Annotated in this window: 20 protein-coding genes; 5 read left to right on the top strand and 15 right to left on the bottom strand. The window is 36.7% G+C overall.

Annotated features, from left to right (window positions below; all coding sequences use genetic code 11):
* Positions 1 to 25 precede the first annotated feature (25 nt).
* Positions 26 to 1,102, bottom strand: a complete 1,077-nt coding sequence (locus tag RYK16_RS06855; protein WP_314851529.1) for a PhnD/SsuA/transferrin family substrate-binding protein — start codon at positions 1,100 to 1,102, stop codon at positions 26 to 28.
* A gap of 335 nt (positions 1,103 to 1,437) precedes the next feature.
* Between RYK16_RS06855 and RYK16_RS06850 the strand changes: the two genes are divergently transcribed.
* From RYK16_RS06850 to RYK16_RS06840, 3 genes are all read left to right on the top strand, one after another.
* A complete protein-coding gene (locus RYK16_RS06850) occupies positions 1,438 to 1,974 on the top strand; it encodes an NUDIX hydrolase (RefSeq protein WP_314851528.1) in 537 nt (178 codons plus the stop codon).
* 27 nt (positions 1,975 to 2,001) lie between these two features.
* Positions 2,002 to 3,120 (top strand): 5-methyltetrahydropteroyltriglutamate--homocysteine S-methyltransferase, encoded by a 1,119-nt coding sequence (locus RYK16_RS06845; RefSeq protein ID WP_314851527.1) that lies wholly within the window; start codon positions 2,002 to 2,004, stop codon positions 3,118 to 3,120.
* A gap of 180 nt (positions 3,121 to 3,300) precedes the next feature.
* Entirely contained in the window at positions 3,301 to 3,807 is a 507-nt protein-coding gene (locus RYK16_RS06840) for a QueT transporter family protein (RefSeq protein WP_314851526.1), read from the top strand.
* A 58-nt stretch (positions 3,808 to 3,865) separates the two neighbouring features.
* Here the strand turns inward: RYK16_RS06840 and RYK16_RS06835 are convergent, their stop codons facing one another.
* Together RYK16_RS06835 and RYK16_RS06830 are read right to left on the bottom strand one after the other, a co-directional pair.
* Positions 3,866 to 4,651 (bottom strand): M15 family metallopeptidase, encoded by a 786-nt coding sequence (locus RYK16_RS06835; RefSeq protein ID WP_314851525.1) that lies wholly within the window; start codon positions 4,649 to 4,651, stop codon positions 3,866 to 3,868.
* Between the two features lie 105 nt (positions 4,652 to 4,756).
* Complete coding sequence (locus tag RYK16_RS06830; protein ID WP_314851524.1) at positions 4,757 to 5,578, bottom strand: hypothetical protein; 822 nt, start codon at positions 5,576 to 5,578, stop codon at positions 4,757 to 4,759.
* Positions 5,579 to 5,761: 183 nt separating this feature from the next.
* Between RYK16_RS06830 and RYK16_RS06825 the strand changes: the two genes are divergently transcribed.
* Together RYK16_RS06825 and RYK16_RS06820 are read left to right on the top strand one after the other, a co-directional pair.
* Positions 5,762 to 8,461, top strand: coding sequence for a PD-(D/E)XK nuclease family protein (locus tag RYK16_RS06825; protein WP_314851523.1), 2,700 nt, complete (start codon positions 5,762 to 5,764; stop codon positions 8,459 to 8,461).
* The gene (locus RYK16_RS06820) at positions 8,448 to 11,774 is read left to right on the top strand and encodes a UvrD-helicase domain-containing protein (RefSeq protein WP_314851522.1); all 3,327 of its coding nucleotides are present in this window, start codon (positions 8,448 to 8,450) and stop codon (positions 11,772 to 11,774) included. The genes RYK16_RS06825 and RYK16_RS06820 overlap by 14 nt, the downstream gene beginning before the upstream one ends.
* Before the next feature lie 46 nt (positions 11,775 to 11,820).
* Here the strand turns inward: RYK16_RS06820 and RYK16_RS06815 are convergent, their stop codons facing one another.
* The 12 genes from RYK16_RS06815 to tmk all read right to left on the bottom strand — a co-directional run bounded on the left by RYK16_RS06815 (position 11,821) and on the right by tmk (position 24,867).
* Entirely contained in the window at positions 11,821 to 13,785 is a 1,965-nt protein-coding gene (locus RYK16_RS06815; protein ID WP_314851521.1) for a HAMP domain-containing sensor histidine kinase, read from the bottom strand.
* A complete protein-coding gene (locus tag RYK16_RS06810; protein WP_314851520.1) occupies positions 13,769 to 14,482 on the bottom strand; it encodes a response regulator transcription factor in 714 nt (237 codons plus the stop codon). The genes RYK16_RS06815 and RYK16_RS06810 overlap by 17 nt, the downstream gene beginning before the upstream one ends.
* Positions 14,483 to 14,558: 76 nt before the next feature.
* Positions 14,559 to 15,437, bottom strand: a complete 879-nt coding sequence (locus RYK16_RS06805) for a YitT family protein (protein WP_314851519.1) — start codon at positions 15,435 to 15,437, stop codon at positions 14,559 to 14,561.
* 75 nt (positions 15,438 to 15,512) lie between these two features.
* Positions 15,513 to 16,052, bottom strand: a complete 540-nt coding sequence (gene rbr / locus RYK16_RS06800; RefSeq protein WP_314851517.1) for a rubrerythrin — start codon at positions 16,050 to 16,052, stop codon at positions 15,513 to 15,515.
* Positions 16,027 to 16,446 carry a Fur family transcriptional regulator gene (locus RYK16_RS06795; RefSeq protein ID WP_294209121.1) on the bottom strand — a complete coding sequence of 140 codons (420 nt, stop codon included), beginning with the start codon at positions 16,444 to 16,446 and terminating at the stop codon, positions 16,027 to 16,029. The genes rbr and RYK16_RS06795 overlap by 26 nt, the downstream gene beginning before the upstream one ends.
* A 176-nt stretch (positions 16,447 to 16,622) precedes the next feature.
* Positions 16,623 to 19,520 (bottom strand): insulinase family protein, encoded by a 2,898-nt coding sequence (locus RYK16_RS06790; RefSeq protein WP_314851516.1) that lies wholly within the window; start codon positions 19,518 to 19,520, stop codon positions 16,623 to 16,625.
* A 73-nt stretch (positions 19,521 to 19,593) separates the two neighbouring features.
* Positions 19,594 to 20,310, bottom strand: a complete 717-nt coding sequence (locus RYK16_RS06785) for an FHA domain-containing protein (protein WP_314851514.1) — start codon at positions 20,308 to 20,310, stop codon at positions 19,594 to 19,596.
* Between the two features lie 47 nt (positions 20,311 to 20,357).
* Positions 20,358 to 21,191 (bottom strand): PrsW family glutamic-type intramembrane protease, encoded by an 834-nt coding sequence (locus RYK16_RS06780; protein WP_314851513.1) that lies wholly within the window; start codon positions 21,189 to 21,191, stop codon positions 20,358 to 20,360.
* 3 nt (positions 21,192 to 21,194) lie between these two features.
* Positions 21,195 to 22,064: a 16S rRNA (cytidine(1402)-2'-O)-methyltransferase gene (rsmI, locus tag RYK16_RS06775; RefSeq protein ID WP_314851512.1), complete on the bottom strand. Its 870-nt coding sequence runs from the start codon at positions 22,062 to 22,064 to the stop codon at positions 21,195 to 21,197.
* On the bottom strand, positions 22,061 to 23,254 hold the full coding sequence (gene ricT, locus RYK16_RS06770; protein ID WP_314851510.1) for a regulatory iron-sulfur-containing complex subunit RicT: 1,194 nt from the start codon (positions 23,252 to 23,254) through the stop codon (positions 22,061 to 22,063). Before ricT ends, rsmI begins: the two co-directional genes overlap by 4 nt.
* Positions 23,238 to 24,245, bottom strand: coding sequence for a DNA polymerase III subunit (locus RYK16_RS06765; protein ID WP_314851508.1), 1,008 nt, complete (start codon positions 24,243 to 24,245; stop codon positions 23,238 to 23,240). Before RYK16_RS06765 ends, ricT begins: the two co-directional genes overlap by 17 nt.
* The gene (gene tmk, locus RYK16_RS06760; RefSeq protein WP_314851507.1) at positions 24,232 to 24,867 is read right to left on the bottom strand and encodes a dTMP kinase; all 636 of its coding nucleotides are present in this window, start codon (positions 24,865 to 24,867) and stop codon (positions 24,232 to 24,234) included. Before tmk ends, RYK16_RS06765 begins: the two co-directional genes overlap by 14 nt.
* Positions 24,868 to 24,962: the final 95 nt, after the last annotated feature.

Below are 24,962 nucleotides of genomic sequence, written 5' to 3'. Positions count from 1 at the left end.
TATCGCCCACATAAATATCTGTATCTTATTTTTCAATTACAGATAAAGCCTGACGAGCTCCATCGTAATCGGAATCTTCAGCCTTAGCATAACCTGTATGCTTGTAGATACCGAAGATCTTCTTGCCTGCATCTGTATTTGCGATTTCGATGAGGGAATCCTGCATTGCTTCAATGAATTCCTTATTATAAATGTCTTCCTTAGCCATTGTTACAGATACTGTATCGTTATAGATATTCTGTGTAACACCGATAACATTCAATTCATTCCAAATAGAATCCTTGCGACCCCATTCTTCTTGCCACTGTTTTGCGTAGTCTTGACGACCATCAGCGTAACATACGATAACATCAATCTGTCCAGCAGCAGCCTGCATGAATTCACCAGCGTAGTCTAATGTTGTAACGTTAGCTAAATCACTAATGGATTTACCTTCGTAGTTGTCCATTAACCACATTGTAGGATAGATATAACCAGCAGAACTTGTAACGTCTCTAACAGCCCACTTAGCCTTGTTTAAGTCTTCCCAAGTTAATGCTTCACCAGCATTAACTTTCTTAGCAAGTTCTTGTCCATATTCGGATGGTCCTGCATAGATTAAGCCTTTGTAATATGTAACTGGAGTATCCTTATTCACAGTCATATGTGCATCGCCATTCCATTCGGATGGTTTTTCGGAATCGTTAGATAAACCTTTACGTGTAGCTGTTAAGATAACGTCTGATTCGTTTGAATATAATGCATAAGTGCCACCTGGTAACCAAGCAACGTCTACTGAACCAGCAGATAAAGCCTCACCAGCGGCTTCATAAGAATCACTGACAGAGATTTCAACATTCTTAATGTTGTAGCCTCTCTTCTTCATTGCTTCGATAACGAGCTGATCGAGGCCTTCTGTTGTTGCCTTAATTTCATCAACAGGTCTTGATGGAACAAATTGGAACTTTAATGTGTCGATATCTTTAGAGCCTGTTTCTGCAGGTTGTTTACGACCATTATCATTTGTTGATGTTGTAGTGTTTGAAGCTGTTGAGTTACCGCCTGTACAACCTGCTAATAAAGCAAGTGTCAAAACTGAAGCCAATGCTTTCTTGATGTTCATAGTTTTCCTCCCATATAGAACATATTAATTATAGAACAAAATAGAAAATATGAACCCAATAATCAGATGAAATATTTACATTTTTTCTATACTGTTAGAAATGATAGAAAAATATACTGAAAATGATGTAATAAACTATCATTTCTAACAGAAAATAATTTTCATTCTAAGATTGTATAATGCATGATGAATAAATAATTTAATATATGCATGCATGTAATTTAATATGAAATACTAATATTGATAACAATGAATGATTATTTGTATTTCATCAATTCTTCACGATATTTCAAATGTATCTGTTGTATGATATCCGCATGGAGAAGGCATAACATATGAATAGACTACTCACAAGAGAAGAAATATTTGAAGGTAATATCTTACATGTATATAAAGATACTGTTGAAATAGAAGATAACCTAACGGTTGAAAGAGAAGTTGTACAGCACATTGGTGGTGTTGGAATCGCTCTTGAAGATACAGATGGCAAGTTCTTCTTTGTTAAACAGTGGAGATATGCACAACAAGAAGAGACGTTGGAATTTCCGGCTGGTAAAAAAGAAGAAGGCGAAGATTCACTGACAACAGCGAAAAGAGAGATTCAAGAAGAAACAGGCTTTACAGGAAAAGATTGGATATACATGGGTAAAATCTATCCAACTCCTGCGTATGATACAGAAGTGATCGACTTATATTATGCAAAAGTAGATCATTATATTGGCCAACATTTAGATGAAGATGAACAGATTCAAATCTATAAATATCGTTTAGAGGAACTGATTGAACTCATTATGGAAGGGAAAATTCCTGATGCAAAGACAGTTTCAATGGCAATGTTTATTCAAGAGATGAAGAATAGAGGAAAAATCTAGAGAAGGGTAAATTACGAGGCAAATACTATGACACAGAAACATGTACCATTCCGTTATGACTACGTAGGTAGTTTTCTACGACCTGAGAAACTCAAGGTCGCCAGGGAAAAGTTCCAAAATAATGAGATTACAAAAGAAGAGTTAAAGAAAATAGAAGATTACTACATTCTTGACCTCATCGAGAAACAAAAGAAAGCTGGTTACCATACAATTACAGATGGTGAGTTCCGCCGTGGTTGGTGGCATTTAGATTTCTTCTGGGGATTAAATGGAATCTCTTATCAGAAGTCTAGTCAGGGTTTACGCTTCCACGATGAAGAAACAAAAGCAGAAACAGCTGTTGTGGTAGGAAAGATTTCAGGTGAAAACCATCCATTTGTAGAACACTTTAAGTTTGTAAAAGCACAGGAAGATGAAAATACAATTGCGAAACAAACGATTCCTTCACCAGCACAGTTATTAATTCAATTACGCTTACCTGAGTTTGTTGGAGAGACAAGAAAGTTCTATCCAACAGATGATGAATTAAAGGCTGATATTGTGAAAGCATATCAGACAGTCATTCAAGAATTATACGCAGCTGGTTGTCGTAACCTACAGTTAGATGATTGTACATGGACACTTTACGCAGACCGTTCATTCTGGAAGTATTTCAATATTACAGAAGAAAGTTTACGACTCATTGCGGAAGAAGAAATTGCGATTAACAATGCGGCTATCGCAAATCATCCAGAAGATATGGTTATTACTACACACGTTTGTCGTGGAAACTTCCACAGTACTTATGCAAGTGAAGGAGCATACGATCCAATTGCACCATATCTTTTCGCAAAGGAAGATGTGGATGCCTTCTACTTAGAATATGATGATGCACGTTCCGGTGGATTTGAACCTCTTAAATATATTCCAGAAGGAAAGAAGGTTGTATTAGGTCTCATCACAACAAAGTCGGCAGAACTTGAAGATAAGGATCGTATCATCAGACGTATCCATGATGCGGCTAGATATGTACCATTAGAGAACTTATATCTTTCTCCACAGTGTGGATTTGCGTCAACGGAAGAAGGAAATAAGTTAACAGAAGATGAACAGTGGGCAAAACTCGCACTCGTCAAAGATATCGCTAAAAGTGTTTGGAGTGATTAAAGAATTCATGCACGCATGGAAAGATACTATCAAAAGGATAGTATCTTTTTTCAAAAGAGAATATATTAAAGGGAGATTCTTGTTGACGAAAAAAATGAATAGCGTAAAATAAATAACCGGACACAATCCCGTCAGTAGCGGCTACCTGACGTTAAATGAAAATAAGGAGATGATATTTTTATGAACATGAAGACCTTAACTAGGGTTGGGATGATTGCGGCAATTTACACCGTCGTATCATTAGTACTAGCACCGTTTACATACGGTAATGTACAAGTAAGAATTGCAGAGGCTTTAACACTACTTCCATTAATCTACAAACCATCTATTTGGGGTGTAACACTCGGTTGTTTCTTAACAAACCTAATTGGTGCGATGTTAGGTGTTAATCCAACTGGATTTTTAGATGCGATCATCGGAACAATCGCAACATTCGGTGCAGCTTACTGCACATGGGTATTAAAAGATAAGAAAGTAAATGGGATTCCAGTACTTGCTTGTTTAATGCCTGTAATCTTTAACTTCTTCTTCGTAGGTGCAGAACTTGCATACCTATTTATGCCAAATGAAATTGTATTAGGAACATTAATCAATGGTTCATTCGTCGCAATCGGAGAACTAATCTCAGTTATCATTGGTTACTTCTTAGTCAAAGCATTAGATAAAACAAAGCTATTCACAGAATAAACGAAAAAATCCCATTGCCGTACGGGATTTTTTTTACTTTTGGGATTTATTGTGTTGTTTAGCTTTCTTTTTCGTAGTCTCCACCTTTTAGGCCAAAGAATTCTTCAAATGTTGTGTTTTCTCTAGCTTCGTGAATCTGCTCAGCTATCTCTTTTCCAACGTAACGATAATGCCAAGGCATGTAGGAATAACCAGTAATAGAGTCTTTGTTTTCTGGATAACGTAAAATAAAACCATACTTGTAGGCATTTTCTTGGAGCCACTTATATTCATCAGATTTCGCAAAACTGATATTGAAATCAGTAGTTGTATCTGCACCAAGTATCGCAGCTGCTAAACCGGTCTGTAGTTCAGAATAGCCAGCTTTTGCGGTTGTTTTATTTGTGCTTGTCTCACCGATACGATTAACACTGGATTGATATAACTGCCCCTGGTATGAGCCGGAACGATACCCATTTCCTAGACGTAAAGTAATGCCATCTTCTTTTGCGGCCTTGAATAAGTCTTCAAGAGCTTTGGCAGCTTCTTTACGTAGAGTCCACTCACTACCATTCGTACTAACATTGACAGTTGTTAGGTCAGATGGAACATATGATTCCTCTAGTTTATGCTTTTTGTTTACAAGAAGTAGGATACTGTTTGTATCGCTGAAGCGTGTATCTGTTTCTGGATCAACTTCAGGTTTAGGCGTTTCCTTCTTCTCCTCTTCTTTTTTATCTTCTGTTGTAGTAACGACTGGCTCTTTTTCTGGATTTAAGAAATCATTTTTGATTAACGTACTACCGATTAAAGTAGCGATAATCAGAAACATGAGCAGTGCTGCTACAGCTAGTTTCTTTGTCATATAACACCTCTTTACTTTAAAATGTTACCATATATCGCGTAATTAGGCATTAATTTCAATATTTAGGGTAAATGAAAACCCCGACGAAGAGTCGAGGTTGTGTGTTTATGCAAGAGGTTCTTGTTTAGGTAATCTCCACATTTCACTGAAACTGAGAATATCAATTTCTTCAGAATTCATCTTTGCTTGATTTCTCTGTTTCTTAATATTATTTTCGTGAACACTAGATAAGATATTCTTATTTACCATGTATTGAACATAGAGAACCTTCTTTAAAAGGAACCAGTTTGTTACATAGTGATAGATAGCGTGTGTACGATCTTCTAATGCAGGAAGTTTTTCCATCGCTTCAAGTTTTAATGCATTTGCAGCTTCTTTGGATGCGGCCTTTAACTCTTCATAATCGTGGAAAAGTTCATGGTCAATGCTGCGTTGAATAGAACCTGCTTTCACAGTGAATAATTGATTAAGAACTTTTAAGATTGTATCCTGTTTGGAAGAAATCGCAACGATTTCATTCTTGCAGTCAATAAATTCACCAGCTGGCTCTGTCATACAGTAGTAAAGGCCCTTTGCGTAGATATATCCGTACTGCTTGCAGTCATAAATGATAATAGCTCTATCTTCATCGTCATGTTGAAAATACAAGATGTAAGGAATCACAAGTGGTTTTCCATTAAGCTTGCAGATATCTTTATAGCGGATGATTTGGTTACTAATTGCTTCAACGTTAACGGCGCAGTGTAAGTCCACACAAATTTTTGTGTCAGGATCTGTTTCTAAAACTTTTTCAAATGTTTCTTTTAAATTGTCATCAATCTCATTTTCCCTAAGGCTGAGATAATCTTCTAAATAACCGTTAAATAGACAGTCGTCTCCGTCTTTCCTACTGTCTAGCTTCTGGCCTAGAATAGCACAAATTGCCATGATAAATACTTCCCTCCGAGTAATTGTATTAAGTTTTATATTGTTCGCTGATGCTTATGTAGTGTTTGTCAATGTAATTATAGGCACGCGGTTTTTGAAAAATCCAGTAACTATGCACAATTTTTTTGTATAAAATAGGATATTTTAACAAATATGCAGGATTGCCTATGATAAAATCTAAATATGAAAACAATTTTATGTTCGAATTATCAAAAAGAGTATATTTACGAAGATCTCGCAAAACATAATCATGGAGTAGTCGCGGATATTTTAGCGGTTCCACTTTCTGTGGCTTTAGGAGAAAAACATACAGATAAATATGCGGCACTGTTAAAAATCTCTCATACTTTAAAAAAGAGAAGTAATGAGTTTCCAATTTATCAAAAGATGTTTGATTATCCTGCATTCATTCAGGAGATTTTTCAGTTTGTATTAGAGTGTATTCAACGCAATATTCAAGTTGATACTCTACCTGAGACAAATGAACAAGAAAAGGAATTAAAGGAAATTATCCGCATTCTACTAGAAATACCATTTGTGGAAAAAGAGAATGTAGAAAATAAGGAAACCGCAGTTCAGAAATTACAACAAGATGATGTAGAAGTATATCCTTTCTTTGAGGCAGATCCATACTATGTGGAAATCCTAGAACAACTCAAAGACAAAATGAAACCAACTGACATAACAACAAGTCAAAAACACTTACGTTATGCATTGAGTACACGTCGAGAAATTGAAGCGATAGCACAGGATATCGCAACCTATCGAAGAACATGTAATTTGGTACTTACTTCATGGAAGATACAATATCCAGTTGTACAACAAGTGTTCGCAAGATATGAAATACCATTTTCAACAGTACATCATGATGTATCTGCTAGAATGATTCAACGCTTTGTTGCATTAGTCAATCTTGCATATCGAAAAAATAAAGAAGCCTTGATGAAAGCTTTATATATTGATGCTTTTGGTGTAGATGATCAAAAACAGAATCATTCTTTATTTACTGTTTTAAAATATCTAGACCAAGTATTGGTTGATGTTGAGTGTCCAAAACATTTATCACAGTATCTGGAATCCTCAGATGTATTTAAAAAAGAATCTGCACGTTATGCTTACTTTGAAGAGCGAGCAGATGATTTATTCAACAATATCCAACAAGATTTAGATAACTTAATGAAAGCATCTACAGTTGAAGAAATGTTGATGAATGCATTTGAAATTATTCGTAACCAAAAGATTTTACAGAATAAACATGAACTGAAAGAAGGTAGACAGTTACGCACCGTTCTACAGTCTATTTTGACAAGTGAGAAACATGATGTGGAGAACATCCCTTTTATCATGCATATGCTAGAGGGCATTCATTCAGATAGTGCTATATTTACAGACGCAATCTGTACAGTAACAGACTTAACACATCCAGTGAAAAAACAAGAACGGACTTACGTGATTGGGTGTAGTGGAAAGAATTATCCAGGTTTCCCAGTTCATAATGGCTTGTTTGATGAAGATTACCTTGCAAAGATACCATCTTATCCAAGTATGAATCAGCGTTATGGTTACTATATGAACGCATTACAATGGATTGATTCTTCGGCGGAAGAAATCTTCTATTCCTATTCCACCAATGATTACCAAGGAAAAGAAATGCAACTAGCTTATGAAGTACAATCCAAAGTGGACATGAAGAAAGAAAATAACCCATGGCCAATTTTGATTGTGGATAATCATGCAGAAGTAAAACATGAATTAACACCAGAGACTGCACAACAATTATTCCTAGATGAAAAAGGATGTTTAAATGGTTCTGTTAGTACGGTAGAGTCATACTACCGTAATCCATATGGATACTTTATCCAAAAGGGACTAGGCATTATGGACCAAGAATTCTCGGAACTTGATCCAATCACAATTGGTAATATTCAACATCATTTCATGTATACGTTATTAACTTCTTATAAAAATAAATATATGCATGAAAGCGCAAAGCGTAAACAGTATGCATTACAAGAAGATGGAATAAATGTTTTATCATCACTTGAAATTAAAGAATTACTCAGACCATATTTTGATATACTCAAATTAACGCACCCAAATGAACAATATCTCTATGATATTTCTTTGGAAAGATTAGCAGATTCATTATCTAAGTTTATGACATTCATGCATGATTTAGAAAAAGATTCTAGTTTTATTCCAGAGCACTTTGAATATCGATTGCCTGAAACAATGATTGGTAATGTAAATATCCGTGGTATTATTGACCGTATTGATTTATATCAAGATTTAATTCGGATCATTGATTACAAATCATCTGTATTGTCAATTAGTGAAGATGAAGTAAAACAGGGACTACGTCTACAGATGTTAACGTACATGATGATAGTCGCAAATAATCTTCAAGGAAAGAAATACAATCCAACTGCAGTACAGTATATCTCTATGAAGGATGAAACGATCGATTTAAATCGTATCTACAATAAATGTGGAGATATGCCAAAACAAGCATTACTAAATAGCTTAGAGGAAGATTTCATCAAGAGCAGAAAGTGTGCTGTATGGATTTTTAACGAACATCGCGATGATGTGGATATAGATGCTAGACATATCAAGAGTCCAAAGAATATTTACGATTTTGATAAGATTCAAGCATATATCGAAGGAATCTACGCAAATTTCCATGAGCAAGTTCTAAGTGGAAATATTGAACTATCGCCAATTGAAAATACAACATTACCATATATGGCAATGTATCACTTTAATGGTGAATATCGTATCCCAACAGCAGTGGAAGTGGAGGGTATTCCAGCAGATATTCCATTTAAGTTAGATAAAGAAGAAATTGCAGCAAAGGGGGCAAAAGAAGATGAGAATCTCTGAGAAAAATCAACTATCTGCAGAACAGTCTGTTGCCTGTAATTCTTCTGGGATGGGTATTGTCGTTTCCGCATCTGCTGGGGCCGGTAAGACAAAAGTACTTGTATCCCGTTTGGTAAAAAGATGTATCGAAGATAATCCACGTGTACCTTTATCACATATTCTTGCGTTAACTTTCACCGAAGCAGCCGCAAGCGAGATGAAGAAGCGCGTTGCCCAAGAATTAAATGAAATTAAACAGTTAGCAGAAAAAGAAGAAGTTGTAGATCAAGAGCTGATTCAGTATATTGATGATCAGATTATCGCACTTGCAAGTGCGAATATCACAACTATCGACTCTTTCTGTTTGTCTATTATCAAAAAGTACTACAACATTATTGGTTTAGATCCAGCAACGACAGAGAATATTCTCTCAAGTGGACAGAATGAAAATATCCAACGGGATGCATTCATGAAAGCGTTAGAGTATGCATATAAGGCAAGTCCACAGGAAACCATCGCACTCGCTTCCTATTTTTCTAGTCGTGCGGATGATTATAATGGACTATATGATGCAGTTGTAAAAATCAATCGTCATGCGGAATCATCCGTAGATCCAGATGAATGGTATAACCATGCTCTCAAGATGTATCCAGAAAAGTTTGATTCAACGAGTTCAACTAATTTTACATCATTTGATGCATTCGATATCAATATACGTAAGTATTTCTTTGCGTCCTTATATGGACAACTAGCGGTATTACAACGTGATATAGAAATCCTGCAAGAGCTACCGGAAGCTATTAATGGACGTGGAAAAGTAATTGATAATTCTGCGGCCTTTGATACTTTCTTAAATATGATTCAAACATTACAAGCTGACTTAATGCCAGAAGATGAAAGTTCTGCCTATACCTTTGCAATTTATCAAAACTATAAACAACAAATTCAAATGATGGATGACACAAAACTTTCTAGCTATAAGAAAGAAAACTATCCGGAACACGCACGTGCAATGGATCATTTGAAAAAGATACTCAAGAATTTGTCAGAGGAAAGACTGAACGAAGATGATTTTGTCTCAGACGCAAGAGATGCCTCGATCATCAATACAGCCCTCATTAATCTTGCAAAGAATACATATCAAAATTGTGTACGTATCAAACAAGAAAATACTGCGATGTATTTCTCGGATATGGAACGATATGCATATAAAATTCTAAAACACGAAAATGTAGCAAAGGTTATCCGTGATAACTTACAAGAAGTCATGATTGATGAATTCCAAGATACAAGTAAATTACAGGATACAATCATAGAGATGATCGCTAACCCTAACTGTATCTTCCGTGTAGGTGATACAAAACAATCTATCTATCGTTTCCGTCAGGCGAAGCCTGCGCTAATGCGTTCAAAATTAAATGAGTCAGAAAAGATTGTTGAAGAAACAATTGATTCATCGATACCATCAGCGAAGATTATCCTATCGAGAAACTATCGTTCAGATGCACGTATTATTCAGTTTACAAATATACTCTTTCAAAAGATTATGAATGTAAAAGAGAGTACAGAAAAGTATGGTGAGGATGATATCGTAGACTGGTTCCCAAAGAATGATAGCCCAGATGCACTCATTGAGTTTGCAAGTTATACTCCGAAGAATCAAACAGCGATTGTCAGTGATGATGAGGACGAAGATGAGGATATCAAGATGATTAAGGCAAATTGGATTGCCAATAAGATTATTGATACCTATAACCAAGAACTTCAACTTGCAAAAGAGAATGATACAAAACTGCCATCTTTCCATGACTTTGCGATACTCTTACGAAGCCATGGTGATAAAGCATATCTCAAAGCAGCCTTCGAAGCAAAGGGAATTCCTTATAGTATTGATACACGTGAAGGATTCTATCGCTCAGAATTATGCCAAACCGTTATCGCGCTATGTACTGCAATGTTAGATGAAGAAGCAGATTCAGCTCTATTTGCATGCATGGTTTCTAATCTCTATAACTATAGTGATGAAGAGATTGCCAAGGCAAAGATACGACTTGGTTCAATCAAAGCGGTCGCCAAAGAGTTTGGTATCTATGATGATTTACAGATGTATAAAGAAATTGCAGATACCTATGGTATTCCAAGAATGTTATCAGAACTTGCAAATCATAATACGTACTTTAATCGTCTAAATATCAGTCAACAGTCAAATTTTGATTATCTGTTTGAAATGACAGTATCTGCGAAGTATAACTCTGTAGCGGAATTCTTAAATGCATTAAAAGCAGTTGAAGATGAAGTGTCCAATGAAGCAGTCTCAAAAGGCTCGGCAGATGATATCGTTACTGTCACAACAATTCACCACTCAAAGGGATTGCAGTATAAGTATGTATTCCTATGGAGTAATGCAACAAATCAGTTTAGAGATAGTGCAGAAGCTGTCAATGTCGATGATGATTTATATTTAGGATTAAACTTCTTATGTACAAATCCATATCGTGCAAAACGAAAGACAATCCATAAACGTGCGATTGAGTACAAAGCAAACCTTGAGGATGCGGAAGAATTTATTCGTATTTTATATGTCGCGGTTACACGTGCGGTACGTAGACTATATATCGTAGACGCATTACCAAAACCAATCCCATATCGTGGGAAGAAATTCATGCTAGGTGATTTACTTATCCGTAATGGTATGTCTGGATTGATTCTTAGTACAATGGCAAATGAACCAATTATGAAACAGGTTGATATTGATCCATCATGGAATGTATTCCTACAGCATAAAGAAACAGAGACGGTTGCAGAACTTCCACACTATGGATATACAAGTATAGAAGAGAAGGAAGTATTAACCCCAAGTTCTACTGAGTTTGGTAGTAGTTTACCAGCATTAGACCTAACAGAAACAAATGCTGGAAGAGAATATGGCACACGCATTCATGCATGTTTTGAACAACTACCATCAAGATTATTTAATGAAGATGATTTAGTATTCTTAAATCTCTCTTCAACAGAACGAAAACATCTATTGGCATTCGGTGATTCAGAGATTTATCACCAGGCGGCAGAAGGTGAAATTCATCATGAGTATCCTTTCTATGTACAAACAGAAAAAGAAAAGATACATGGTATTATGGACTTTGTGTCAATCTTAGAAGATAGAATAATTCTGATTGATTTTAAAACAGATAATGCAGAATTATCTAAGATTAAATCATTGTATACAGAACAAATCAACACATATAGAAAAGCATTACAGTTGATTTACCCAAATAAAAAAATTGATGCGTATGCATGGTCTGTACATCATGATCAAGCAATCAACATTGAATAAGAAAAAGATGGAGAATATTGTAATCTCCATCTTTACTTTTATAGGATTAATTAGATTCTGTTGTAGAATTCTTCTTTGTGATTTCTTCTGGTTTTGCGGCCAAAATAATGTTTGTTCTAAAGAGGTCTCCATCAATAACGATGTTGAAGTGACCGTTTTGTAGGTTTACCAAGTTCTCTACAATATTAAGACCTAGACCACTACCTTCGCTATGACGAGATTCATCACCACGAACAAATCGCTGGGTTAACTCTTCGGCAGAAATGTTGAGAGCTTCACGACTGACATTCTTAATCGAAATCATGATGTTGTTATCGATTGTGCGAATACTATTGATATAGACTCTGGTTTCTGGTTGAGCATATTTTACTAAGTTAGAGAATAAATTAGAGAATACACGCCACAAGAGTCGTCCATCAGCCATGACTGAACGAGCATTATCTGGAATATTTGTCACAATCTCTAGTTTACAAGCTTCGAAACGATCAGAGTATTCACCGATAGCTTGTTCTAATAATTCATGTAAGTCATTCGGCATAATATTAACGGTAATATTACCAGTACTTGCCTTAGAGGCTTCAATGAGGTCTTCTGTTAATTTTTGAAGACGTTTTGACTGTTTCTCTAATACTGCTAGGTATTTTTTAGCTTGTTCTGAATCTTCCACATTTTGTAAAAGATGAACATAGTTAATAATTGAAGTAAGAGGTGTCTTAATATCATGACTGACATTTGTAATCAATTCATTCTGCAAATGTTCAGCACGAATGGATTTTCTAGCGGCTGCTTCCGCAAAGTCTTTGATTTTGTATAGGTCTTTCGCTTGTACTTTAAAGAAATTAGATAACTTTGAAGTACTAAATGAGAAATCAGTTTCTCCATTTGCGAACTTATGAATAGCCTTCTTTAAGAGTACCGACTCATATGCACGCCAGAATAGGGCATATGATGCGATAAATAAGAAGATACCTAGCAATACATATAACTGGAGTTGTACTAGGAAGTAGAATACTACCCAGAATACGAAGGAACCTAATAAGAAAGCAGGGAAATATCCTCCAATCTGTAGAAGGTTTGAGAGAATCGTTCCAATATAGTAGATTAATGTATTCTTATACCAATTACCATATTTGATTCGTGTTGCAAGGCTTAAGAAGAACAACAATGTAAATTGTAAGAATGGGATTACACCACCAACAATTACCATCATGTACTTAATGATACTAGCTTTCGCAAAACCGTAATAATATCCTTGTTGGTAGAAGTTGATTGCGATATCAGGGAAGCCATGATTATAGACATAGTAACTAGCATATGTCCAAACAACTAAGACAACAAAGGCAAAGACATCGAGTGGAATCTTATCAATCCATGATAAAGTAATTCCTGGTTTATCATCTACATGGCCTGATCCATAGAATAGGAATACGACAGAACCAATGAGGGTGATGATACTTAAAAATTCAATCGGGAATACAATGTAGCGGAATTTATACTGAATATTATAAACTGTATCACAATAGTAGAAGTCATCTCTTGCGCTTAAATCTTTCGCAAGGGCATACTCAATCCGATAGGTCGGTTCGCTATTTTTATCAATGTAATCCTGGAAATAGCCATCAGAAGTATCGCCATAGAAATAGGCAGTACCTTGTAATGTAGATTCTTCAACATCAAAATTTTTATAGATTAACTGATTCGTAGCAACTTCATAGATTTCTACCGCAAGATTAGAGTTTTCACGATCGAAACTTCGATTTGGATCACCAATATAAAATGAATCGATACTTAATGCATATAAAACATAGTTATTGGCTGTGGCTGCTGCACGTGCTTTTGCGTCCGCAGTATCACTATATCTGGAAATTCCATCATAGGCTCCAGCAGTAGATAAGTACGCAATCGCATTCATACCAATTAAATCTAGTGTAGCCGCAAGCGCAAAAAGAAGGAAAGCAATCACTTTCCATAGATAACTTGAACGTAATCTTTTTTTACTGCACTCTTTCATGACTATCCTCCATCTTATAGCCTTGTCCCCAAACTACTTTGATATATCTTGGCTCAGATGGATCAATCTCAATCTTTTCACGTAAGTGACGGATATGAACAGCGATAACAGATTCACTACCAATTGGTTCATCATTCCATACATTTTTATAAATTTCAGAGGAAGTAAATACTTTTCCTGGTTGTTTCATCAACATCTTTAAAATACCAAATTCCATTGGTGTTAGTGCAACTTCGTTATCATCAACAGTTACTTTCTTTGTGGAGTCATCTAGAACGATTCCACCAATCACAAGCTCGTTCGTATCAGCACTAACACCACCGAGTTGGTGATATCTTCTTAACTGTGAGTTAATACGTGCTAAGACTTCAGATGGATTGAAAGGTTTTGTGATATAGTCATCTGCGCCGCCGTTTAATCCTTCAACCTTATCATTATCTTCGCTCTTTGCAGTTAGTAAGATAATCGGGATATTTGTAAGTTTACGAATTTCTTCAGTGGCTTTAATGCCATCCATGATAGGCATCATAATATCCATTAATACTAAATCCACATCTTCTGCTTTGACAATATCAACTGCATCTTTTCCATTTCGAGCTGTTAATAAACGATACTCATCTTTGGATAAATAGATTTTAAGGGCTTCTAAAATATCAATATCGTCATCCACAATTAAAATTGTATGTGTTGTTTTCATATGTTCCTCACGATTTCTACAATACAAAATGTATCACAAAGAAAAAATAAATCCACTATTTATCGTATTTTTAGTGTTAAACTAGGCGTTTTTGGTATCCTCCAGATACAGAAACACGTGTATGAGCAATTACAAAGGCATTTGGATCAAGTTTTCGAATCTCTCTTTGAACGGAAGAAACCTCACTTTTTGCGACAATTGTGACGAGTACTTCTGTGTGATTGTTGGTATAAGCACCTTTACCATCCCAACAAGTAACACCTCTTGCGTATTCATGCATGATCATCTGTTTTACTTCAGGCACATGTGTGAAAATCATTAACTCAACTTCAATATTTTGATAATGCCAACGATCAATTGTCACAGAGAATACAACAATATAGATAATCGAATATAGTGCAGTTGATACATCAAATAATATTGCCATTAATGTATAGAGAATAATATTGTAAATGACATTAAAGATTCCTACAGAAATCTTCTTTGACTTATGACTGAGATATAGACCTAATAAATCTAGACCTCCTGCACTTGCGCTATTGGTTAGTATCAATCCACATCCAACTCCACCTAGTAGTCCAGCGATGACAATACATGCAAGTTTATCATCGAGGATAGGTGCAGTAGGGGCGATGATATATGTAAAGATAATTGTTTGTAAGGCAACAGATAATATGGTTCCTACAACCATGCGTTTTTTCATCTTCTTTAAAGCCAGAAGAAAGAGTGGAATATTAAATGCAAGGTTGATAATGCCCGCAGTATCTACGTTTTGAACATTTGAAAAGAATAATGTACGTAACATCTGAGCTGTACCAGGAACTCCACCAGAGTAAAGCTTTAAAGGTACTAAGAAGAAGTTAACTGATAATGCGTATAAGGATGATCCTATTAAGATAAGAAGGATATTTAGGGGTGTAACTTTTTTGGGTTTTACATAGATTTCTTGAGACATATGATGTTCCTCTTTTTCACTAACATAATCATAAAGAAAAAGATGGTATTTTCATACCATCCGAAGGGATAAATTTTAGTAATTTTCCTTCTTAACTTCGAAGAAGCTTTCCTTGTAGCTGCAGAGTGGGCAAATCTTAGGAGCCTTCTTGGACTCAATTGTATAACCACAGATTTCGCACTGCCATACTACTGGCTCGTCCTTTTCGAATACTTGTGAGTTTAAGACATTAGCCTTTAACTTCTCGTATCTTTCTTCGTGGTCCTTTTCAACCTTAGCTACCATGTCCATCTGAGCTGCGATACGTGTGAATCCTTCTTCACGAGCTTCTGCAGCCATTCTCTTGTACATGTCTGTCCACTCGTAGTTTTCACCATCAGCACCCATCTGTAAGCATTCATGAGTTGTTGGGATAGCGCCACCGCATAATGCGATGAACCACTGCTTAGCGTGTTCCTGTTCGTTACGTGCTGTTTCTAAGAAGATGTTTGCGATTTGTTCGTAACCTTCTTCACGAGCCTTTTCAGCGAAGAAAGTGTACTTGTTGCGAGCCATTGACTCGCCAGCGAATGCATCATTTAAATTCTTTTCAGTTTTTGAACCCTTTAATTCCATTGCTTGTGTCCTCCTCATTTAGACAATCTTTGCAAATTCCCTCAAAAATAGTGACATGACTGAATACTTTTCCACCGGTGAATTTTTCTACCTTTTCATCTGGGCAAGAATCATAAGGCATTTCACCAAGATCGATCATCTTTCCGCATTTTGTGCAACGTAAGTGATCGTGTGGAGCAGGATTACCATCATAGAAGTTGTAGCCTTCACCTGTATACTTACGAATTACACCTTCTTGGACGAGAAGATTGAGATTGCGATATACAGTCGCTAAACCAATGCCGGTCTCCTTTTGATCCAAAGCAGACTTAACTTCTTCCGCAGTCATATGCGTTCCAATTCCTTGAATAATATTTAATATTTCTTGTTTTTGATAAGTCTGTCTTCTTTTCATAATCACCACTTATTGAGAACCATTATCATTATAGAATGATTTATTTTGAATTCAACACCTTTGCTCAAAGAAGTTTGTGATTTTTTCGCATGTTAGAAATAACTAACCTGAAAATCTTTCATTTTTTGTGAAAGTTAGACACATTTACACAATAAAAACGGCATTTTCAGCCGTTTTTAAGAGAGTGGGTCAAGGATTGTATAGCCTTCTTCCTTACATTGTTCGATTGTTTCTGCGTTTGCGACAATGCAAGATGTTGGATTTTGTAATGCCTTTTCAAAGAGTTCTACGTATCTTGCAAGATCTTCTCTTGTCATAGAAAGAATTTTCTTACGTGCAGCACATAAGTTTTCGTATGTGGTGTTACGGAAGTAACGAATATCTGCTAGACGTACTTTCGCAGCTGGTGGTAAGAGTGGCTCTGCAGCCGCAATTGTACCGATGATATAACCTGCTACATCAGTATGTTCATCTTCTGCAAGTTGCTTGATACGTTTGTAAATGTCTTGGTAGACTTCGATAGAATAAAGAGGACTTGGGTCGCGATAGGAGTATGCAGCGATATTTCCATTTGGATTTGCACTAAAGCCTGTACCATATGCGTTACCTTTCACACGTACTTCGGTCCATAGATAATCGTAGGTCAATAGATGAGCGATTACCTGCAAGCATGGATCGTATTCAAAGTCGAAGGATTTGATGTTAGTACCTGCAGCAGAGTAGGAGATACCTGCTGGAATTTGAAGTGCTTCTTTTGGCTCTTGTAAGAGTGGGTAGTGTACAACGTTACCCTGTGCTTCAATGCGATTGATACCAGCGATGAATTCTTCTACAACATCCAGATGATCACCAGTTACACTCGCAATCAAGCGGTCTTTAGAGAATAATACTTCCTTATACATCTCAAACTCATTGATGACTTCATCGATCATCTCATCGTAGTTATCTTCTAACTTCTTACTGAATAATGCATTTTCATATCCACCGATGTATTCACGGAATACACCTTCTGCACTATGGTGTGCAGATACACGACGCATTGCGAAGGAATGTCCATTCATAATAATGGATTGTCTAGCACCTTCGTTACCTTGTTTTAGGATAGGTAAGATTTCTTCCTTTGTAAACTTCGTATCTTTGATTACTTCTAAGATAAGTGGTACAACCTTATCTACATTTCTTTCAAGTACAGAACATGATACCGCAAGGACTGGAATGCATGCATCCGAACGGTTATCTGGTGAATATACGTCTGTAACAATATTCAATGACCCAAGGTCTTTGCGTACAGCACGTTGTAACTGGCGAACTGTCTTCTTTGTAGTTGGTAAGTTCATGAGTAAATCAGTAAATAAACCAACTGCAGGTAAATGCTTGATTGTAATTCCTGCAAGTGAGAAGTAGAAGAAGAGGTATACAATACCTGATTCTTGTGCAGGGTGAACCAGTGTCTTAACAGACTGCACTTTTTCAATTTGTAGTGGTAAATCTTCTGGCTTTTCATCAATCTCTGAAAGATGAATCTTTGGTAGGGTATCTAATTGTTCCTTTGTATCAGTGGATTGTTGCCAGAGGTCTAGTGCCTTATTTTGTTCGATATACTTTAGAACATTCTCTTCACTAGAAGCTTTAATATCTGCTAGACGCTTCTTTTCATCTGCGATACGCTCAGCTCCCATTGTTGTAGATGGTACAACTGTAAGAGAGTTTAGATGTTCCTCATCCAATAAGAAGGATGATAATAGTTCCTCGAAATATCCTTGTTCAATCTTCTCACGTAAGATATCGAATATCTTTCCATTGGATAATGGTTCTGCTGGATCACCACCATATAACCAACTATCCATTGCACGTTGTCCATACATTAAACCTGCTGGTTCATGACTTTCACGGTAACGGAATTCCATCTGATTGATTGTGGCGTGTAATTCTTCATGGTCTAGTCCATTCTTAACAAGCTCGCTTGTGGTAGAGCGTAATGTTTCGCGGATAGCGTCATACTTTTCTGCGTCTGTATTACGAATGGTTAAGACGAGCCATGGTTGTTGGATGCCATCATATAAGTCTAAGTCCACATCTTCGCCGAGCTTGTTATCGAGGATAGCCTTCTTTAGTGGTGATTCATTGTTAGCCACAAGTGTGGAAGATAGTGCAGACCATGCGATATTCTGTACATAAGAGTCGTATGTAGAAATAATCTTTGCAAAAGAGATATGAGAGCGATTTTCGGTAGGTTCATTTTCACTGACCTCGTAAAAGATACGATTGTGTACAGCTGGTAGAACCTTCTGCATAGGTATTGCAAAATCCATCTCTTCCTTTTGATAATTAACAAAATATTCTTCATGGATAAAGCGAAGTACTTCATCGATATCTAAGTTACCATCTACCCAAATACGTGCGTTGGATGGATGATAGAACTTTTGGTGTGTTTCAATAAATTGTTCGTATGTTAAATCTGTAATGTAGCGTGGGTCACCACCAGATACATACTTATAGCAGTTATCAGGGAATAACATACGATTGAGTTCATCTACGATTGTCTCATCTACAGAGGAGAAGGCACCCTTCATCTCGTTGAGTACTACACCACTGTATTCCATCTCTTCATTTACATCGTGTATCTGATAATGCCAGCCTTCTTGTAAGAAGATATTTGGATTCGTATAGATTGCTGGTTGGAATACCGCATCCATATAAACAGAGATGAGGTTCATGTAGTCTTTGTTGTTGCGGCTACTTACCGGATACATTGTCTTATCTGGATACGTAAAGGCATTTAAGAATGTTTGTAAACTACTCTTTAATAGTTCTACAAATGGTTCGCGTACAGGATATTTCTTAGAACCATTTAAAACACTGTGTTCTAGAATGTGGAAAACACCTGTATCGTTATCAGGGATTGTTTTAAAAGTAATCGCAAAAGTTTTGTTGTTGTCATCACGTTTTAACCAGCAGAGTTCTGCGTTTGTTTGTTCGTGACGGAACATATATAAAGTTCCTTTTGCGTCTTCAATATCTTTGATCTGCTCAAGGACAAATCCGTGTAGCTTGTTGTTTAGTTCTAAATTCATAGGGAACCTCCATACCTGTTAATCATACATCATTATTGTATAGAATCAGAAAAAAAGATGCTCGTAAGCATCTTTAGTCAATAATTTGATTGATGACAATTTCTGCACGTCCTAGGTTGATATGATCTCCCTCGTGGATACGAGCCTTACCAAGTGGTGGTAGTTTAATTCCGTTTAGGTATGTTCCGTTATGTTCGGAAACATCTGCTAAATAGAATGTATCACTTTCAATCAATATGCGTGCATGTTTGCGGCTGATTGCTGGTTCGTTGATGACAAGGTCACAACTTGTGGCTTCACGACCAATCAAGCATGGTAATGTACTGATTGTATGATCTTTTGCTTGTCCTGCTACTTTGATTGTAACGAGAATCTTAGGATCAGCATCATCTAGGTTTGTTGTAGAGAAGATTTCTTCAAATAATGTTGCGGAATCATCATTATTCTTTTCGCGAATTGGTGTATCTAATGAATCAACCTTTAGTGGACTGATTGTTGGAGATACTGGTGTCACAGGTCTTTCTAGATCAGTAAGAACTGTAGTCGCAGCGAGCTTATCTTCTTCGTTCTGCTTTGGTTGTTGTACTGGTTCTGGTTTTGGAGCGACTGGTGTAGCTTGTACAGCTTTCTTAGCCTGTGGCTTTTTTGTTGTACTAATATCATTCCCATCCGCATCTACATAATATGTATTTTTCTTAAATGCCAAATAGATAACAGCTAGAAGTAGAACAACGTTTGTACCTACTAGGCCCATGATAATCAATTTGACAATTGTTGGATCACTTAGCATAAATTACTCCTCTTATTAATATAGTTAACCTTATAATACAACAAACATTACATTTTTTCACGTTCACTTACATTGTCTGTCATTTCAACGATTGGTGAAGGGCGTGATAATTGTGTCTCTGCGTAAATATCTTCTTCTGTTGGTGGGACGATAGGAATATCATTCTTAGACTCGAAGCGTATTGTACGATATACTACGATATCTAAGATGATAACGAAGATAAAGAAGATAATAAGTCCAATGTCTGATTCAACCATGAGTGTTGCGTCAAAGATTGTATGAAGTAATACCGCAAATGCATAAGCTGCTTTTAGATTGAGTGCCTTTGCGTCTGGGTTATTGACAGCTTCAGATACTTTAGCGTGACCGTAGTATAAGCCCATGTATACCGCAAAACTCATGTGTCCTGGAATTGTGAGAAGTGCACGCTGTAAAGCGACGCCTGTACCATAATTAAATACATAGAAGACGTTTTCTAATGCCGCAAATCCAAGTGATACAAATACAGCGTATACAATACCGTCAAAACGGTAGTTAAATTCTTTGTCTTTCCAAGTAAATATATAGAGGAAGAAGAACTTCGCACCTTCTTCAATGAGACCGACAAAGATTGCAGTTAGAACACCATAGTTTACTCTTGTGGCAGACACTACATTTTCTAATAAATAGATGACAACAGCTTCGGCTATCATTTCTAATATAATTGCGATTGGTACAGAGAGTAGACCACCAATAATACACTTTAGTAATAAGAGTGGTGGTTCTTTTTCTTTATCATCATTGCGATAGATATAAATCATGAAGAAGATTGCAGGAAAAATCGCAATCGCAAGATAGAACAGTGTTTGTTCTAATGATAATTGACTATATTGATTATACATTCGTTAGCACACACCTTTCTGATCAGTTTTACCATGAACTAAATCATAGATCTGATTTTTTGAGATACCTGTCTGTTTAGCAACTTCTTTGATTGCGGCACTTGTAGACATTCCACTTTCAATAGAAGTATTTACCATATTGAGAATCTGCCCCATATCGATATCTTTTTCATAGTCATCTTGATTGCCTTCAATCACAACAACCATTTCACCTTTTAATTCTGAGGCAATTGGCAGGATCTCAGAAATTGTACCACGGATGAATTCTTCATGTACTTTTGTTAATTCACGAGCGATACAGATATGACGATCACCTAATACATCTAAGCAACTTTGAAGCATCTTCTCTATGCGATGTGGTGCTTCATACATAATGAGGGTCATTGGATATGACTGGTAAAGACGTAGTTTCTTAACACAATCATGTGTGGAAGGTGGCAAGAAACCAATGAAGATAAACGGTTGCGCAATTAATCCAGATGCAACAAGCGCATTCAAGAAAGCACTGCAGCCTGAAATTGGCACAACATTATATCCAAGTGCTGTCACTTCACTTACAACTCTTTGTCCTGGATCATTAATTAATGGATATCCAGCATCAGATATTAAGGCAACGTTATTTCCTTGTGATAGTAAGTTGATAATGCCTTTTGTACTAGATGCTTCATTAAAGTTCTGATAAGCAATCAATCGTTTTGAAATACCAAAATGCTTTAGTAACTGTCCACTATTACGGGTATCTTCACATGCGATTACATCAACGCTATTTAAGACATCGATAGCACGTGGAGTCATCTCATTGAGATTTCCAATTGGGGTAGGTACTAAATAGAGTGTTGGTTTTTCATTTTCGAAGGATTTTTGGCGGTTCATGCGTTATCGCCCTCATCTTTTTTCTTACGTCCAAACGTACGCACAGTTACATTCTTACGTCCAGCTGTATTCTTTTCCACATTTGTACGTGGTTGATTTTGCTTGTTTGAATGATTTTTGTTTGGCTTCTTATTGTTGTTATTGTTTGGACGGTTGTTTTGTGGTTTCGATGCTTCAACCTTTACTGTTGGTAAGTCTGTGGATACATGTACAGCCTTATCTTTATTTACTGGTGCAGCTACACCTTCATGAACAGTTGTACGATGTACTGGTTTATCACTCTTCTGGTTGTTGTTCTGTTGAACAAAGCCTTTACGTGGGATTGCTTTCTCACGTAAGTTTTCCAGGGAAATAAAGAGCACTTGTTCGCGGTTTTCTAACTTCGCTTCCTGTTTCATGACATTCATGTTTGTCAGACGATAAATCATACCGTCATATTCAACTTGAGAACCCATCTTAGGCAGTCCAGCTGTTAGTTCCTTATAGTCATTTTCTTCGTACTTCAAGCAGCACATTAACTTACCGCACATACCTGAGAGTTTCTCTACGTTTAGGGCAAGCTGTTGTGTCTTAGCCATATTAATGGAAATGACATCAAAGTGATTCTTAAATCGGCTGCAGCATGTTTCCATACCACACATACCAATACCACCGACCATCTTGGCCTTATCACGTTCACCAATCTGACGTAATTCAATACGGCAGTGTAGACGTGTTCCTAGAACCTTTAAAAGTTCGCGGAAATCGACACGTTGGTCAGCGAGATATACAAATAGAACCTTTGAGCGATCAAGTGTATATTGTGCGCTCATTAGATTCATATCAAGATTTAAACTTTGAATTTCTTCGTTACAGATACGATACGCTTCACTTTCCGCAATGGCATTTTCAGCGTACATCTTTTGGTCTTTCTCTGTAGCGATACGAATAATTGGTTTTGTTGGCATATGTAGATTATATCTATCAATAGATAGAGCATCTGCATCTACCTCACCCATTTCAATTCCTTGTGCTGTTTCTACAACAACCCAGCTTCCTTTTTTGATATCTGCAGTATCGCAGCCAAAAGAATACGGTTTTGTAGCATTCTTAAATCGTACAGCAACGGAATAGTCATATTTCACTGTCGGTTGTTCCTGTTCTTGGTGCATTGGACAACCGCATGAACCGTGTTCACATTCCATGTTCATGGTTGAATTCCTCCAATCTATAGAAGGTTTGATCCATTAATAGATTTAAATCAATAAATCGATTAATCTTATCTTTTTGTTCTTGTAAGATAATGATCAATTCTCCATATTCTTTTTGTTTGTGTAATTCTTGTTGTAATAATTCTTTGTACCAATGTGGTCCTTCAATATGCTTGCATACAACATCATGTGCAAATAATGACATGAGGTCGAAGAAGCCGTTGAGTAATAAAATATTTTCTTTCTTTGCTTTTGCACTGTCTTTTTCGCTTGAACGATAGGAGATATCATAATCTACCAATAATTCTTCGCGACTTCCTTCAAGATTGAAGTATTGTTTGAACATCATCTTGCAGGTTTCAAAGATAGAACTGTCCGCATATTCCTTCATCTGTTTAATATCTTTTACGAGATGAGAGATAAAGTAAGCATCTACATCTTGTACTCCAACTTCTTTCGCTTTGGAAAGTAGGTAGTCTTCTGATAATGGTGAGAAAGGAATTAGCGTACAGCGTGAAACGATAGTAGGTAAGATACGGTCAATGTTGTCTGTTGTAAGAATTGCGACAACACCAGATGCTGGCTCTTCCAAAAACTTTAACATACTGTTTTGTGCAGAGATACTTGCGTTCTCTACGTTTTCTAGAATGTATACACGAGAGCCATCTCCATCTTCTAATGCAGTCTTTGAGAATTTCTCTTGGATTGCATCTACATCATCCTTGGAGATTGCACTCTTAGAGCCATCTAATAAAACCATGTCCGCATACAAGCCTTCTTCTACACGTCGGCATGTATTGCATTCTTCACAAGCAACTCCTTGGTGTTGCTCACAAAAGATACTCTTTGTAAGTAAAAGAGCAGCTTCATGTTTTAGGGTTCCATAAGGACCGGATAAAAGATAAGCATTCGCAACTCTATGATTCATGCATGCATTTTCTAACGCATGATAAAACAGAGGTTGTTGTTGCTGTAACTCATCCTTGCGCATCTAATAATCCTTTCACGATTTCATAAGACTTTTGAATCACAGTGTCGACATCTGCTGTCGCATCCACGATAATCATACGGTCAGCATATTTCTCAATCACCTTTTGATAACCTTCGTGAACACGCTCGTGGAATTCAACACTTTCTTGATCAAGTCTATCCAAAACTTCTCTTCCTTTACGGATGCGCTTTAAACCTGTTTCTGCATCAATCTGTAGGAAGATAGTCTTATCAGGCATATGGTTTTCAATCGCAAATTGGTTGATTTCATAAACTTCATCCATGCCAATCTCACGACCACAACCTTGATACGCTAGGGAACTATCCACGAAACGGTCACTGATGACATGTACACCTTGTGCAAGGACAGGTAAAACCTTATCGACAAGATGCTGTCTTCTGCTTGCGGCATATAGTAACGCTTCTGTTCTAGCATCCATCTCTGTATTCTTAGGGTCTAAGATCACTTGACGAATCTGTTCGGCAATATTAGAACCACCTGGTTCTCTTGTATAACGTACCTGATATCCATCTGCTTCTAACATCTTTGTTACGGCAGTACTTACGGTTGTCTTACCGCTTCCATCAGGTCCTTCAAATGTAATAAATAATCCAGTTTTCATAACCTTTATTATACCATTCTTCTACTGCCCTGCATATACGCTCAACTGAGCAGATAAACGAAAAAGTCGCCAATAAAGCGACTCTTTGTTACTTT

Source organism: uncultured Solobacterium sp. (assembly GCF_963550625.1).
Classification (GTDB): domain Bacteria; phylum Bacillota_I; class Bacilli_A; order Erysipelotrichales; family Erysipelotrichaceae; genus Bulleidia.
Note: the sequence above shows the minus strand (reverse complement) of the source record. Positions and strands in the feature narration are given on the sequence as shown.

Coding starts and splice junctions, on each gene's coding strand:
- RYK16_RS06855 (WP_314851529.1), bottom strand. CDS start 1,102: ATGAACATCAAGAAAGCATTGGCTTCAGTTTTGACACTTGCTTTATTA.
- RYK16_RS06850 (WP_314851528.1), top strand. CDS start 1,438: ATGAATAGACTACTCACAAGAGAAGAAATATTTGAAGGTAATATCTTA.
- RYK16_RS06845 (WP_314851527.1), top strand. CDS start 2,002: ATGACACAGAAACATGTACCATTCCGTTATGACTACGTAGGTAGTTTT.
- RYK16_RS06840 (WP_314851526.1), top strand. CDS start 3,301: ATGAACATGAAGACCTTAACTAGGGTTGGGATGATTGCGGCAATTTAC.
- RYK16_RS06835 (WP_314851525.1), bottom strand. CDS start 4,651: ATGACAAAGAAACTAGCTGTAGCAGCACTGCTCATGTTTCTGATTATC.
- RYK16_RS06830 (WP_314851524.1), bottom strand. CDS start 5,578: ATGGCAATTTGTGCTATTCTAGGCCAGAAGCTAGACAGTAGGAAAGAC.
- RYK16_RS06825 (WP_314851523.1), top strand. CDS start 5,762: ATGAAAACAATTTTATGTTCGAATTATCAAAAAGAGTATATTTACGAA.
- RYK16_RS06820 (WP_314851522.1), top strand. CDS start 8,448: ATGAGAATCTCTGAGAAAAATCAACTATCTGCAGAACAGTCTGTTGCC.
- RYK16_RS06815 (WP_314851521.1), bottom strand. CDS start 13,785: ATGAAAGAGTGCAGTAAAAAAAGATTACGTTCAAGTTATCTATGGAAA.
- RYK16_RS06810 (WP_314851520.1), bottom strand. CDS start 14,482: ATGAAAACAACACATACAATTTTAATTGTGGATGACGATATTGATATT.
- RYK16_RS06805 (WP_314851519.1), bottom strand. CDS start 15,437: ATGTCTCAAGAAATCTATGTAAAACCCAAAAAAGTTACACCCCTAAAT.
- rbr (WP_314851517.1), bottom strand. CDS start 16,052: ATGGAATTAAAGGGTTCAAAAACTGAAAAGAATTTAAATGATGCATTC.
- RYK16_RS06795 (WP_294209121.1), bottom strand. CDS start 16,446: ATGAAAAGAAGACAGACTTATCAAAAACAAGAAATATTAAATATTATT.
- RYK16_RS06790 (WP_314851516.1), bottom strand. CDS start 19,520: ATGAATTTAGAACTAAACAACAAGCTACACGGATTTGTCCTTGAGCAG.
- RYK16_RS06785 (WP_314851514.1), bottom strand. CDS start 20,310: ATGCTAAGTGATCCAACAATTGTCAAATTGATTATCATGGGCCTAGTA.
- RYK16_RS06780 (WP_314851513.1), bottom strand. CDS start 21,191: ATGTATAATCAATATAGTCAATTATCATTAGAACAAACACTGTTCTAT.
- rsmI (WP_314851512.1), bottom strand. CDS start 22,064: ATGAACCGCCAAAAATCCTTCGAAAATGAAAAACCAACACTCTATTTA.
- ricT (WP_314851510.1), bottom strand. CDS start 23,254: ATGAACATGGAATGTGAACACGGTTCATGCGGTTGTCCAATGCACCAA.
- RYK16_RS06765 (WP_314851508.1), bottom strand. CDS start 24,245: ATGCGCAAGGATGAGTTACAGCAACAACAACCTCTGTTTTATCATGCG.
- tmk (WP_314851507.1), bottom strand. CDS start 24,867: ATGAAAACTGGATTATTTATTACATTTGAAGGACCTGATGGAAGCGGT.